General features: G+C 36.4%; 12 protein-coding genes. All 12 read left to right on the plus strand.

The window, feature by feature from the left end; genetic code table 11:
• Positions 1 to 16 precede the first annotated feature (16 nt).
• The 12 genes from FQ087_RS04325 to FQ087_RS04380 all read left to right on the plus strand — a co-directional run bounded on the left by FQ087_RS04325 (position 17) and on the right by FQ087_RS04380 (position 14,947).
• Entirely contained in the window at positions 17 to 1,381 is a 1,365-nt protein-coding gene (locus tag FQ087_RS04325) for an allantoinase (protein ID WP_149579306.1), read from the plus strand.
• A gap of 324 nt (positions 1,382 to 1,705) precedes the next feature.
• Entirely contained in the window at positions 1,706 to 2,971 is a 1,266-nt protein-coding gene (gene allC / locus FQ087_RS04330) for an allantoate deiminase (protein ID WP_149579307.1), read from the plus strand.
• Between the two features lie 22 nt (positions 2,972 to 2,993).
• Complete coding sequence (allE, locus tag FQ087_RS04335) at positions 2,994 to 3,758, plus strand: (S)-ureidoglycine aminohydrolase (RefSeq protein ID WP_149579308.1); 765 nt, start codon at positions 2,994 to 2,996, stop codon at positions 3,756 to 3,758.
• Positions 3,759 to 4,081: 323 nt separating this feature from the next.
• On the plus strand, positions 4,082 to 4,468 hold the full coding sequence (locus tag FQ087_RS04340) for a cupin domain-containing protein (RefSeq protein WP_255452138.1): 387 nt from the start codon (positions 4,082 to 4,084) through the stop codon (positions 4,466 to 4,468).
• A 97-nt stretch (positions 4,469 to 4,565) separates the two neighbouring features.
• Complete coding sequence (locus tag FQ087_RS04345) at positions 4,566 to 5,873, plus strand: uracil/xanthine transporter (protein WP_255452139.1); 1,308 nt, start codon at positions 4,566 to 4,568, stop codon at positions 5,871 to 5,873.
• Between the two features lie 112 nt (positions 5,874 to 5,985).
• Entirely contained in the window at positions 5,986 to 8,181 is a 2,196-nt protein-coding gene (locus FQ087_RS04350) for a malate synthase G (protein WP_149579309.1), read from the plus strand.
• Positions 8,182 to 8,725: 544 nt separating this feature from the next.
• Positions 8,726 to 9,625, plus strand: a complete 900-nt coding sequence (locus FQ087_RS04355; protein ID WP_370456030.1) for an ROK family protein — start codon at positions 8,726 to 8,728, stop codon at positions 9,623 to 9,625.
• A gap of 338 nt (positions 9,626 to 9,963) precedes the next feature.
• Entirely contained in the window at positions 9,964 to 10,653 is a 690-nt protein-coding gene (locus FQ087_RS04360; protein ID WP_149579310.1) for a YesL family protein, read from the plus strand.
• A gap of 194 nt (positions 10,654 to 10,847) precedes the next feature.
• Positions 10,848 to 12,149, plus strand: a complete 1,302-nt coding sequence (locus FQ087_RS04365) for an ABC transporter substrate-binding protein (protein WP_149579311.1) — start codon at positions 10,848 to 10,850, stop codon at positions 12,147 to 12,149.
• Positions 12,150 to 12,228: 79 nt separating this feature from the next.
• Positions 12,229 to 13,089, plus strand: a complete 861-nt coding sequence (locus tag FQ087_RS04370) for a carbohydrate ABC transporter permease (RefSeq protein WP_149579312.1) — start codon at positions 12,229 to 12,231, stop codon at positions 13,087 to 13,089.
• Positions 13,089 to 13,907, plus strand: coding sequence for a carbohydrate ABC transporter permease (locus FQ087_RS04375; protein ID WP_149579313.1), 819 nt, complete (start codon positions 13,089 to 13,091; stop codon positions 13,905 to 13,907). Before FQ087_RS04370 ends, FQ087_RS04375 begins: the two co-directional genes overlap by 1 nt.
• Before the next feature lie 20 nt (positions 13,908 to 13,927).
• The gene (locus FQ087_RS04380) at positions 13,928 to 14,947 is read left to right on the plus strand and encodes a LacI family DNA-binding transcriptional regulator (RefSeq protein WP_149579314.1); all 1,020 of its coding nucleotides are present in this window, start codon (positions 13,928 to 13,930) and stop codon (positions 14,945 to 14,947) included.
• Positions 14,948 to 14,956 lie beyond the last annotated feature (9 nt).

Consider the following 14,956-nt stretch of genomic DNA (forward strand, 5'->3'; position numbering starts at 1 on the left):
AAAGGGGGAAATGGTTATGGCTATGTATGATTTAATTATTAGAAACGGAACAATTGTAACTGAAGCTTCAATTGTTCAAGGGGATATTGCTATAAAAGAAGGAAAGATTAAAGAAGTAACAGTCGGTATAAAGCTTGAAGCAACTGCTATTAGGGAAATCAATGCTGAAGGCAAGCACATCCTTCCAGGATTAATCGATACGCATGTCCACTTTAACGAGCCAGGAAGAACTGAATGGGAAGGAATTCATACAGGAAGTAGAAGCTTAGCGGCGGGCGGAGTGACAACCTATTTCGATATGCCATTAAACAGCACGCCACCTACCATAAATAAAGAAAACCTGGAGTTGAAGCGTGTAGCTTCCGAAGAAAAGTCGATTGTTAATTATCGCTTCTGGGGTGGACTTGTGCCAGAAAATATTCAGGATATAAAAGAACTGCATGAAAAAGGTGTAATCGGATTTAAAGCATTTATGTCTCCTAGCGGAATTGCTGATTTCAATCATGTTGATGATAGTACGATTTTTAAAGGAATGACTGAAATTGCTTCTATTGGCTCTCTATTAGCTGTTCACGCTGAGAGCACAGTCATTTGTGATTTACTTGCTGAAAAAAAGCAAAGTCAAAATAAAACATCCGCTAAGGACTTTGTCGAATCAAGGCCCATTATTTCTGAAATTGAAGCAGTCAGAAGAATTATTTCTTATGCCGAAGTAACAGGTTGTAAGCTTCATATTGTTCATGTAAGCAGTCGAAAAGTAGTGGAAGAAATTAATGAAGCAAAACAAAGAGGCGTGGATATTACAGTTGAAACATGCCCACATTATCTATCATTAACGATAAAAGATTTAGAGGAACAAGGCGGTTTAGCAAAATGTTGTCCTCCATTACGTGATGCTCAGGAAGTAGAAGATTTATGGACTGCTGTTGCAAGTGGTGAAATCGATGTTATCGCTTCCGATCACTCACCAGCACCGTTATCTATGAAAGAAGTAACAAACGAAGATTATTTTAAAGCATGGGGTGGTATTTCAGGTGCTCAGTCTTCACTGAATGTCATGTTAACGGAAGGGCATTTTAAGCGATTCCTTCCATTGGAGAAAATTGTTGAATTAATGGCTACGAACCCTGCTAAACTCTTCGGACTTTATCCACAGAAAGGTACGATTTTGGTTGAAAGTGATGCTGATTTGGCCATAATTGACCTTAACGAAAGCTTTGTGTTGGAGGTAGAGGATTTGTACTATCGCCACAAGCATTCACCATATGTTGGAAAGACATTCAAAGGGAAGGTAATAACAACCGTTGTTAACGGTAATATTATCTTTGAAAATGGCAACATTACAAACGTGGAAAAAATAGAAGCTAGCACTATAAGCTAATTGTAAGAGTTCAATCCTTCAAATTATGTAGGAAGAAATGTGTCTAGTGTCCGGAGCTAGATTATAATTCCATGCAAAAAGCGTAGAATTTCTTATCTTTTAAGAAATGAAAAAAGTCGGGATTTCTCGGCACACTCGAAATGAGTCAATGTTTTATTTATAGTGTACAAATAGTATTGATATTATTGTTCAATTTGGACAATGATTAATTGAGTGAAAACACTTATAATATAAATATAGAAGCTTATAAAATTCCAATCCAAGCAAACTAAACTCGAGAAATTATTCACAATTCACAATTCGGATAGGGAAAGGGGGATGGCTATGCAAGATTTGATCAAAGGTAAAGAAAAGCTTGAATTTGAAAATTTGGCAGCAGAAATTGTCGAAAGAGTCGAATGGTTAGGTTGCTTTGGGAAAGATCCGTTAGGAGGAGTTTCTCGCTTACTCTATTCAGAAGAATGGGATGAGGCACAGAAGGCTATGAAAGGCTGGATGGAAAATGAAGGTTTTGAAGTGCAATTTGATGAAATAGGGAATTTAAGTGGAATAGTAAAAGGTAATGACATGAGCGAAACGATTCTAACTGGATCACATATTGACACTGTAACAAATGGCGGCTTATATGACGGTCAATATGGAATTGTGGCCGGTGTCCTTGCGTTAAAGTATCTAAAGGAACATTATGGACAACCGAAACGAAATCTCGAAATTGTGTCTTTAGCAGAGGAGGAAGGCAGTCGGTTTCCTTATGCTTTCTGGGGTTCGAAGAATATAGTCGGCACTGTAGTCCGGAAAGATGTAGAGATGATAAAGGATTTTGATGGAGTTCCTTTTGTAAAAGCAATGAATAAATCAGGCTTTAATTTCAGAGATGAGTCAAAAGCTCCGCGTCAGGACTTGAAGGCTTTCGTAGAAATTCATATTGAACAGGGAAATGTACTCGAGAAAGAAAAGAAATCCGTGGGAGTTGTACATAGCATTGTCGGGCAAAGGCGTTTTACGATTGAAGTGACTGGTGAAGCGAACCACGCGGGTACAACACCAATGGGATATCGTAAGGATGCTGTCTATGCAGCTAGCCATATGATCTATGAACTAATCAGTTTGGCTAAACAACAAGGCGATCCGTTAGTAATGACGGTTGGGAAAATGGAAGTGAAACCGAATATTGTTAATGTTGTACCTGGTACTGTTATTTTTACAGTAGATGTCCGACATACTGACAAGAATGCTATTAATCAGTTTACTGAAATGCTATCTAAAAACATAGTAGAAATATCTCAAGAACACGGAGTAGAGACATCTATTGAAATGTGGCTAGATGCCGATCCAGTTTCAATGGATCCTAGGATTGTAGAAATTATTGAAAGACAATGCAGGAATAATAGTCTGAATTATAAATTGATTCATAGCGGAGCAGGGCATGATGCTCAAATTTTTGCTGAAACGGTTCCGACAGCTATGTTGTTTGTTCCAAGTCGAAATGGTATTAGTCATAATCCAGCAGAATACACAGAGCCTGCAGATTTAGCTGAAGGGGTTAAAGCATTGATTGCGACACTATATGAACTTGCATATATAGAATAAAGATAAAAAGGGGAGTTTAAAGATGGGTTATCCTAAAGATTTATTGGCAAGTAGATCAATCATTAAGCATGGCAAATATGCATTAATCGCACCAGAAGGTTTGGTCAATAATGTTATTCCGGGATTTGAGAATTGTATTATTTCTATTTTAGGTTCTCCTAAACTTGGAGCAAGCTTTGTCGATTACATTGTGACAATGAACAAAGGCGGGAAAAATAGCGAGGGGTTTGGCGGGCAAGCAGATGTAGAGACATTCGTCTATGTTATTGAAGGCGCAATAAAGGCTTCCACAGATGGCCAAGAATTCCTTCTTGAAGAAAGCGGCTATTTATACTGCCCTCCAGGATCAAAACTGTATCTCGAAAATCTCGGGGATACAGATTCCAAACTATTCCTATATAAACAGAAAAATCGCCCATTAGAAGGACGAAAGCCATGGATAGTTTCTAATCATGCCAACAAGATTGAGTACCAAATTTATGATGGTATGCACAATGTTAACCTTAAAAATCTTTTACCGACTGATATAGATTTTGACATGAACTTCCATATTCTTTCGTTTGATCCGGCAGCAAGTCATCCATTTATTGAAACACATGTCCAAGAACATGGCGCGTATTTACTGTCAGGAGAAGGAATGTATAATCTGGACAACAATTGGGTTCCAGTAAAGAAAGGTGATTATATTTTCATGGGACCATACGTACATCAAGCGGCGTATGCAATCGGAAGAGAGAATTTAACATACGTCTACTCTAAAGATTGTAACCGTGATGTTGAATTATAAAAATATCGCCTAAATCTAGAAATAGAAGGGGGGAAGGGGTGGCGTTAAGCAAATGATTCATAGCTTGACGCCTCCTGTTTTATATAGTTATACGATTAAATACAAGAGTAATTTTATATTAAAATTAACTAGTAAATTGCTAATCGAATTAATCAAAACAAAGCTTAAATAAAATCGGGTTATCTGAGGTCCACGCGAAAGGTGTAGATTATACACCTATTCATGGATCCTACCAGGGAACTGTAGTGGCAAATCATTTATTACTTTAAATTACAAAATAGCTAAAGGCAGTGAACTTATAACTATATTAGGAGTGGTCAGAAGTGGGGAAGAAAGCGACTTTGACAAGTATAGATGACATCATGGTGGAAAGAGTTTTTGAAATTGATAAAATAGCAAAGTTTGATCCAAACGAGCCTCAGAAAAATTATTTCTATGAGACAGACAAGACAGTTGGAGCGATTTGGTGTCTTGAGCCAGGGCAGGAAGTATATATACACTCTCATTCGAATGTCGACGATATGTGGGTATGCATAGAAGGTGAAGGGACATATTTTCCGGACCTAGAGAATGAAATCCCTATTAAACAAGGGATGGTATTATTGGCAAAGCCTAACCAAATTCATGGGATGCGCAATACAGGAGATGTCCGATTTATGTTTGTGGGGTTTGCTGCAGGTACATTGCCAATGGATATAACAAAATACTAGAACCCGATTTAGGACTTGGAATTGGTTAGTTAAGAGCGTGATTAAATCAAAGTATGTGTGAAATTATTAATGAATGCTTTTGGAAGTGGTGATGGCTATGATTACAAAGCAAGGCGCTACTGTAACAATGTTGTCCTCATTTCAGTGGCTTTTTTTTATATTTGCTAACACATTAGTAGTTCCAATATCTGTTGGGGCCGCGTTTCAGCTTCCAACAGAAATAATAGAAATGACGATAAGATACTCCTTTATTTTTACAGGACTGGCTTGTATTCTACAAGCATGGATTGGCCACCGTTTTCCTTTGATGGAAGGACATTCGGGGCTTATGTGGGGACTATTATTAAATATGGGTATTTCCGCCTCTGCACTAGGAATGGATTTTGCAACAGTTGGAGGAGGTATTGCAACAGGCATTCTCTTGGCAGGGGCTGTAACTGTTCTCATTGCAACATTTAATCTTATTTCAATAGTACAGAAAATAGTTACGCCAATGGTGATAAGCGTTTATATATTTTTACTAACGTTTCATCTTATCTTTATTTTCTTCAAGGGAATGTTTAAAATAAGTGAAAATGGAACAATTGATTTACCTGTTAGTTTATTTTCAATTTGTGTTGTCATTTTCGTAAGTCTGCTGAAAATTAAAGGTGGAAAAAGAACTGGTAATTTCTCCATATTAATTGGTATTATCGTTGGATGGGCATTATATAGAATCATTTTCCCATCTGAACTTCCAATTTCAAGCTCCGGAGACATAGCGTTCACCATTTTTCCCTTTGGTGCTCCAAATTTGGAGTGGGGAATTATTTTCGTCGCATTTGTAACAGGACTATTGAATTTGACGAATACTTTCGCCACTATTAAAGCGACCGCTGACCTATACAAAGAAGAAGTTAAAATCAACCAATATAGAAGATCCATTTTTGTAACGGGTTCTTTTGCGTTGATCTCTGGGATTTTTGGATTAGTACCTTTTACACCATTTACATCTTCAATCGGTTTTTTAGAAAGCACAAATTTATTAAATAGAGCACCATTCATTATTAGTGGGTTCATGTTTATGTTACTCGGATTTACCCCGTCATTTGTAGGCTTTTTAGGAACGATGCCGTTAACAGTAGGTAACGCAGTCTTATTTGTTGCGTATCTTCAATTATTTGGGACTTCGCTAAACAGCCTAAAGGGAACTTTTTTTAACTCTATAACAATTTTCCGGTTAGCAGGTCCAGTACTAATCGGTGTTAGTATTATGAATATCCCACCAGCCTTATTCGGTAGCGTTCCAATTATTTTGCAGCCTTTAGTTACAAATGGCCTTATTATGGGAGTCTTCCTATCAATATTTATGGAGAAATGCATTAATTGGAACAAGCTAACAATTAAATTAGAAGTAGGGAAATAGGTGAATCGTTTTTACTGTTAAATTTTCCATGAATAAATAGTCATAATTACTTTTGTGTTCAGATAATGTGTTATCAAAATTATTACTAATCAAAACTAAAGGGGATGTACACATGCAAAAATATGTTGAAGCCGACAACCTTCATGTTTCACAACTACTTTACGATTTTGTTAACTTAGAGGTGTTACCTGGTCTAGAGCTAGAACAAGCTAAATTCTGGTCTAGTTTTGACGCACTCATTCACGAATTATCTCCTGACAATAAACAATTATTAACAGAACGCACACATTTACAAGAGGAGATTAATAAGTGGCATAAAGAACATAAAGAGAGTTTTGACTTTAACGAGTATAAGCTATTTTTACGGAAAATTGGCTATCTCGAGCCGAAAGTAGACGATTTTAATATTTCGACAAAAAATGTAGACAGTGAAGTTGCTACTCAAGCTGGGCCACAGTTAGTTGTACCAGTTGATAATGCTCGTTACGCTCTAAATGCAGCAAATGCACGTTGGGGAAGCCTTTACGATGCTCTATATGGAACAGACGTGATTAGTGACGAAGATGGAGCAGAGGCTGGAAAAGCCTATAATCCAGTACGTGGTGAGCAAGTAATTAACTTCGCCAAAAAATTCCTTGATGAAGCTGTACCTTTAGTTGCTACAACGCATACAGATGTTGAAAAATATGAAATTGTTGACGGGAAATTAACTGTAACACTTAGCAATGGAAAAACAACAGAATTAAAAAACACGGTACAGTTTTCAGGTTATCAAGGACTACCAGAAGCTCCATCGACCATTTTGCTAGTTAATAACGGTATGCATATTGAAATCCAAATTGATTGTAATCATCCGATTGGAAAAAACGACTTGGCTAGCGTGAAGGATGTATATTTAGAATCAGCACTTTCAACCCTTATGGATTGTGAAGATTCAGTCGCGGCTGTAGACGCAGAAGATAAAGTACTCGTTTATCGTAATTGGTTAGGCTTAATGAAAGGTGACTTAACTTCTTCATTCAAAAGGGGCAATAGTACTTTTATACGCACACTAAATCCTGATCGTACGTACTCGTCACCAAGCGGTGAATCGTTTACTTTATCAGGTCGTTCACTTATGTTCGTTCGAAACGTAGGTCATTTAATGACGAACAGTGCAATTCTTGATAAAAATGGGGAAGAAGTTCCGGAAGGTATTATTGATGGAGTGCTTACATCATTAATTGCGAAACACAATCTAAAAGAAGACGTACCCTTCAAAAACTCTACGAAGAACTCAATATATATTGTTAAACCAAAAATGCATGGATCTAAAGAAGTTGCATTTGCCAACAGGTTATTTAATCGCATTGAAGATATTTTAGACTTGCCTCGCAACACATTAAAAATTGGTGTAATGGATGAAGAGCGCCGTACATCACTAAACTTAAAAGCATGTATCAATGAAGTGAAAGAAAGACTTGCGTTTATTAACACGGGATTCCTCGACCGTACTGGTGATGAAATTCATACATCAATGGAAGCGGGCGTCATGATCCGTAAAAACGAAATGAAAAAAACGACTTGGTTACAAGCATATGAGACCTCTAACGTTGTTGTAGGGATTGATTGTGGATTACCAGGAAAGGCCCAAATTGGCAAAGGAATGTGGGCAATGCCTGATCTAATGTCGGGAATGTTGGAGCAAAAAATTATCCACCCTCAATCGGGCGCGAATACTGCATGGGTACCATCACCAACGGCGGCGACGTTACACGCACTTCATTACCACCAAGTAGATGTAAGCGCTGTACAAAAGGAAATCTCGAGCTCACAAAATCTCCGAGATGAAATCTTGCAAATACCGTTAGCCGACAAATCGAACTGGTCAGCCGAAGAAATTCAACAAGAACTTGATAACAATGCCCAAGGTATTCTTGGATATGTTGTACGTTGGATTGATCAAGGTGTTGGTTGCTCTAAAGTGCCGGATATTAATGATATTAATCTTATGGAGGACCGCGCAACATTACGTATCTCTAGTCAGCATATTGCAAACTGGTTGCATCAAGGAATTTGTACAGAAGAGCAAGTAGTAGCGACAATGAAGCGTATGGCAAAAATCGTGGACATTCAAAATGCTGAAGATGCATTATACCGTTCAATGGCTCCTAACTTCGATGATTCGGTTGCATTCGCAGCAGCTTGTGATCTCGTATTTAAAGGGTATGACCAACCCAATGGCTACACCGAGCCGATCCTACACAGTCGCCGGATTGAAGCAAAAGCTAAATATAGCACTATCAATACTGAGGTTCCAGCTCGGTGACATGTGGGGGATTATAGGTTCCTTCGTAAGTCCTTTGAGTAAAGTCTTGACAACCATAAATTTAACGAGAAATGCAATTTTGGTTTCCAATAGTGAACATGGAAACGAGGCAGTTTTGTGAGAGGCCGCTGAAAAAATCCGATATTTAAATTATAACTAAAAGTTTCCAGTGAAAACGCTTCGACGCTAAGTGGATGCCTACACTGGTGCTGCCTAAGTATTTCACTGAGTCAATAAAAAAAATAGTACAATAAAACGAGCCTTTCTCCGATGAATTTGGGGAAAGGCTCGTTGTGAATATTGTTAGAAGGATGGGGCAAAAAGTAAACCTATTCTATGACGATTAAATCGACAACAAATAAAGATCAAGAAAAGTTCTACTAATGGTTAGGAATTTGAAAGTAAGGCTAAATCTAGTATAGAATGTCTGGCAAGCACTTACAAATTGGCCATAGCTAGGTGGATAGATTTATAAACTTATGCTACAGTTAATTTGCAAACAAATTAAAATAGTTTCATAGTAAAAAAAATAAGATGTGTAAGGATGAAGAAAATGAGAATACTAGCAATAGATATTGGTGGAACATCTATTAAAATGTGCATTTCTGATGAAAAAGGGATTACTTCTGAGTATAAAGAATTCGATTCTGAAGCTGATCAAGGTGGACTACACTTAGTTGATAATATAATCCTGAAAATTATGGAGGATTATATAGGGTTTGAAGCCATTGGTATTAGTACAGCTAGTCAAGTAAATAGTGAAGAAGGCTCCATCATTTATGCGAATGAAAACTTCCCCAATTATACGGGTATGAACTTAAAATCTATTTTTGAAGCTAAGTTTGGTGTCCCTGTTAAAGTTGAAAATGATGTGAATGCAGCCGCTTTAGGGGAGAAGAATTTTGGTGCTGGTAAGAATTTTAACGAATTCTTATGCTTAACTTATGGAACCGGTATAGGCGGAGCAATTGTAATTGACTCCACTGTTTATAAGGGTCTTAATGGGGGGGCAGGCGAATTTGGTCATATGATTTTGCATCCTGGCGGTGAGAAGTGTAATTGTGGATGTGTGGGATGTTACGAGATGTATGGGTCTACTACCGCTTTAGTGAAAAAAGCAATGCAGCTCAATAACAAGTATACAAACGGACGAAAGATTTTTGAAGGTCTTGAACAAGGTGATGTATTACTCGAAAAGGTGCTTAATGACTGGGTGCTTGAAGTAGCTTATGGCTTAGTATCATTAACTCATATCTTTAATCCTCCTGCCATTATTGTGGGCGGTGGCGTGATGGAACAAGTAAAATTAGTATCATTGGTAACTAGTAAAGCAAAGGAATTAATGATGAAGAGTTTTTCAGATGTCGAAATATTGAGAGCCTCACTTGGAAATAAAGCAGGTTTACTAGGTGCAGCATCATTGCATTTACCGAAGATAGACTAAATGAGAATTTAGTCTTCTATGAGTGAGCGTAATCATATAAAGTGGTTACCTCTTTTTTTTTTTTTTTTGAAGTGCGCTTGCTACTTTATTTGTAATTCAATAAGGTTGGTGTGGTTTTGATCTTGGACATTCAACTTTAGTAAAGTAAACAAAAATTGAATAAGTTTTAGTGAGACAAAAGTTTACATATGCGATTGGAGGTAATTTAAAATGGAATTATCAATAGTAGGAGGATTGCAGCAGTCAAGAGCAGCCTCATCTAGAAATAGATGATGTTTGAACTTTAGTATTTGTATATAACTAAACATTCAATATTGAAAATAAGGAGTGACACAAGTATGAACAATAAATCAGGTTTTATGGGTGGCTTGTATGCTATTAGTGAATGGATTATGAAGTTTTCTTTAATTAATTTATTTTGGATACTATTTAATATACCTATTGTTTTTTTACTTTTAAATCTATTATTCATTGAACAGATAGAAGAGTTATCAATAATATTGATACCACTAATTATATTAATGCCAATTATATTCTTCCCCGCAACGACTGCAATGTTTGGGATGGTTAGAGACTGGATTATTAAAGATGAAGATAGTAACCATCTTTTCAAGTCCTATTGGGGGTATTATAAAGAGAATTATAAAAGAAGTGCATCAAGTGGTCTTATTTTAACAATAGCTTGGATGATTTGGGCGGTAGATGTCTATTACTTCATTGATAAAAATAGTATCATGATGTTTCTTTTTATGATCATGGGTATTATCTTATTTGTCTTTTCAATCAACCTTTTTTCGGTTACTGTTCATTATCATATGAAGTTAGTTACTGCATTAAAAAATACGTTTCTCCTAACGATAGGAAGTCCAGTGTTATTTATTGCGGTTGCAATTAGTAGTGGCATAGTTCTATATATCAGCCTAAATGTTTTCAGGTTCTTCCTGCCATTTTTAACGGGCTCACTTATTGCGTTCTTAACCTTTTCCGCATTTTATAGAAATTATATAAAAATAATTGACAAAAACTGAATTCGTATAAAATTTAGTTCAAACTAATAATTCTATCATTTATGTTGCGCAATTAGAAATTGAATGTTAATCTAAAGATGCGTAATCAATGCAACCGGTTTCATAATCGGTCAGGGGGGGATATATCTATAAGTGATAGGTTCTTGCATGAAGTTATGCAACCGCTTTCATTGAGAGGAAAAGGGGAGATTATATTGAGGAAAAAGAAGCATTTTATTGGTTTAGTTTCTGTATTGTTAATTTCTATTATTGCATTAGTGGGTTGCTCAGCTTCGGATGATGACGGGGAAGGTTCTGCATCTGGGGATCAGGTAACAGTAGATATTTTTCAATTTAAAGTAGAAATTAAAGAACAGTTTGAAAGTCTAGTTGATGAATATGAAAAAGAAAATCCAGGTGTAAAAATTAATGTTAAAACCGTCGGCGGTGGAAATGACTATGGTGCATCATTAAAAACTGCTTTTTCTTCAGGTGAAGAACCAGACATTTTTAATGTTGGTGGGCCATCTGCTGTTGAAGAATATAGAGATTATTTAGCGGATGTATCTGAAACAGATGCAGCCAAAACTGCCCTTGAAGGAACCCTAGATACTGTGCGAGATGGAGATGAAGTTCTGGGATTACCGTTCAATCAAGAAGGCTATGGCTTAATTTATAATAAAAGGATTTTTAAAGAGGCTGGAATTAATCCTGATGACATTATTACTTTTGAGGATTTAGAGAAAGCGGTTGAATCATTGGATAGCCAAAAGGAGAAATTAGGTATTGATGGTGTGTTTGCACTTGCAGCTAAAGAAAAATGGGTTATTGGTAACCATTTAGCAAACATCTTCTTTGCACCAGAATTCAATAATGATCCTGTAGAGGCTTTTAATGCAAAGACAATAGCATTTGAAAAAGGGAATGAATTGAAAAGGCATCTTGATTTGGAAAATAAATATTCAGTTCAACCTATACTCAGCTTAGATTATTCGCAACAAGTTGAACAATTATTTTCGTTAGAAAAAGTTGCTATCATTCAACAAGGTAACTGGGTATTTAACTCGATTAATGATATGGATCCAGAATTGGCTGAAAATAATATCGGTATTATTCCAGTTCCTGTTGAAGGATTTGAAGGGCATATTCCAGCAGGAGTTCCAATGTATTGGGCTGTAAATAGTAAGAGTGATGAAAAAGTAGTGCAAGCAAGTAAAGATTTCTTGAATTGGATGTATACATCTGAAGCTGGTAAAACTGCAGTATTAGAAGACTTTAAATTTATTCCAGCGTATAAAGATTATGATTCTTCTAAAATAGCAGATCCTCTGTCTCAAGCAATTTATGAATATGCTTCCAAGGGGAATACTATACAAGGATGGGTATACCAGGGGGCTCCAACGGGCTGGAGTGAAAATGTACTTGGAGCGAGTATGCAAAAGTATTTAAGTGGTGGTATCACTTGGGATGAAATGATTACCGAAACACAAGTTAATTGGGAAGAAGAACGAAAATAATTCGGTGTGCAAGAAAATGCAGCTAACAAAAAACTGTGCAATTTTTTGTTAGCTGTACTACATATTGGGGGTGCTAGTCATGCGTAATCGTGATCTTTCATTTTGGCTATTTATAATGCCAGTAATTTTGAGTTTAAGTATTGTCATTATCATTCCATTTATTTATGGTTTCATCTACTCATTTACAAATTGGAATGGCTTGGCGGCGACTGAATTTCTTGGTTTTAAAAACTATATTACTTTATTTAAAGATGCAGAATTCAGAGCAGCCGTATGGTTTACGACTAAATTTGCAGTCACTTCCGTAATACTCCTTAATTTTTTAGGTTTATCTCTAGCTTTACTGGTAACTCGAAATATGAAAACAAGTAGTTTTATGCGAACTGTTTTCTTTATGCCGAACTTAATTGGTGGACTTATTCTGGGGTTCATTTGGCAATTTGTTTTCATCAGTGTTTTTGGAAGTTTAGGAGATTTGCTTGGAATTGAGGCATTAACAGGTTGGTTGTCTACAACTGCGACTGGTTTTTGGGGACTAGTCATTTTAACTTCTTGGCAAATGGCTGGCTACATTATGATTATTTATATTGCTTACTTAGAAAATATACCAAAAGATTTACTTGAAGCGGCGGAAATTGATGGAGCATCTAGCATTCAACGCTTTTGGAATATCACTTTTCCGCTCGTAGCACCCGCATTTACCGTTAGTATGTTTTTAACATTGTCTAGTTCATTTCAAATCTATGATCAAAATCTATCATTGACAGATGGCGGACCTTATAACTCTACACAAATGGTTGCAATGAGTATTGTTAAAGCAGCATTTAAAGAAAATAAGATGGCCTATGCACAAACACAAGCCGTTATTTTCTTTCTAATTATAGCAACCGTTGCGGTTACACAAGTTTACTATAACAAAAAACGGGAGGTGGACTTGTAATGAAGAGAAGTAAACGTAATTTGCATATTATAGAGTTTTTTGGCCTATTACTTGCTTTGTTATGGCTCTCCCCTTTTTACTTAATGATTGTTAATGCGTTTAAAACGAAGAGGGAAATCTTTACGGATGTTCTTGGACTGCCCAATGAATCCACTATGGATAATTTTGTGAAGGCTTTTGTCGATTTAGATTTTATGAGATCTCTTTTTAATTCCGTAATAATTACTGTTTTAGGTGTAGGGATTATTATTATCTTTTCTTCGATGGCGGGATATGCACTAGCACGGAATAAGAGTAAACTGAGCGGTATTATCTTTTTAGTTTTTGTTGCTGCTATGTTAATTCCTTTTCAATCTGTTATGATTCCACTTGTTTCTCTGTTCGGAAAAGCAGATATGCTAAATCGCACGGGCCTTATCTTTATGTATCTTGGGTTTGGTTCTAGTCTTTCGATCTTTTTATATCATGGTGCAATGACTGGAATATCCAACTCAATGGATGAGGCAGCAATTATCGATGGAGCGAATAGATTTCAAGTGTTTTGGAAAATCATTTTTCCGTTACTAAAGCCGATTTCAGTTACAGTAGGAATATTAAATGTGATTTGGATTTGGAATGATTACTTATTACCGTCACTTATATTATCAGATTCAAGTGCGACAATCCCTTTGAAAATGTTTCTTTTCTTTGGGCAATACACAAAACAGTGGCATTTAGCATTAGCGGGGCTAACAATCGCTATTATTCCAGTTATTATCGGATATTTCTTTGCGCAAAAGCAAATTATTGAAGGTGTATCTGAAGGTGCCGTTAAATAAAACTATAGAGGATGAAGGTTTTGTCAGTAACCATTAAAGATGTTGCGGCTCAAGCAAATGTAGCCCCATCTACCGTTTCACGTGTCATTTCAAATAGCCCCCTCATAAGTGAGAAAACAAAGAGGAAAGTTCAGAAAGTAATGGACGAAATGGGTTATCATCTAAACTACAATGCTCAAATGCTTGCTTTACAATCAACAAAGACTATCGGTATTGTAATGAAAAACTCTACTGCAGAATTTATTCATAACTCCTTTTTTCCTGAAGTTATTAGGGGGATCAGTGCCTTGTGCAGTAAGCATGATTTCAGTATCAGTTTAACTACAGGGGAATCTGAGGAAGAAATATTTGCTGATACGGTAAAAATGATACGTGGAAAAAGAGTAGATGGCATGATTGTCTTATACTCAAAAAAGGATGATAAAGTAGTTCCTTATTTAATTGAATCAGGCATTCCTTTTGTTGTCATAGGTAAACCTTTAATTGAATCCGGTAAGATCATGTTTGTAGATAATGATAACGTTCAAGCTGCAAAAGAAGCGACAGATTTTTTACTAAACCTTGGACATGAAAAGATTGCTTTTATTGGAGGAGACGCGGAGTTTGAAGTAAGTGAAGCCAGGTTAAATGGCTTCATTCTAGCAATAAAAGAGCAGGAAATGGCTATTTCAGAGGGCTATATCAAGAATTTACAATTTGATCCTCATCATGGAAAACAAATCGTCGCAGAATTAATAGGCTTAGCAGAACCGCCTACTGCATTAGTTGTTTCAGACGACTTAAATGCGTTAATTGTGTTGACTGCTTTAAGTGAGAAAAATATAAAAGTTCCAGATGATATGAGTATGATCGTCTTTAATAATTCAGTGATATCAAAAGTAGCCAATCCCCCATTAACAACTGTTGATACACAAATATTTCAATTAGGGTATGAATCGGCGAACTGCTTAATCGAACTTGTAAAAGATCCGGAAATGTTTAGAAAAAGTATCATCATACCAACTGTAATTGTGGAAAGAAATTCGTGTTTACCTCTTTAAGTAGGGGGA

The organism is Sporosarcina sp. ANT_H38, from assembly GCF_008369195.1.
In the GTDB taxonomy this organism is placed as follows: Bacteria; Bacillota; Bacilli; order Bacillales_A; family Planococcaceae; genus Sporosarcina.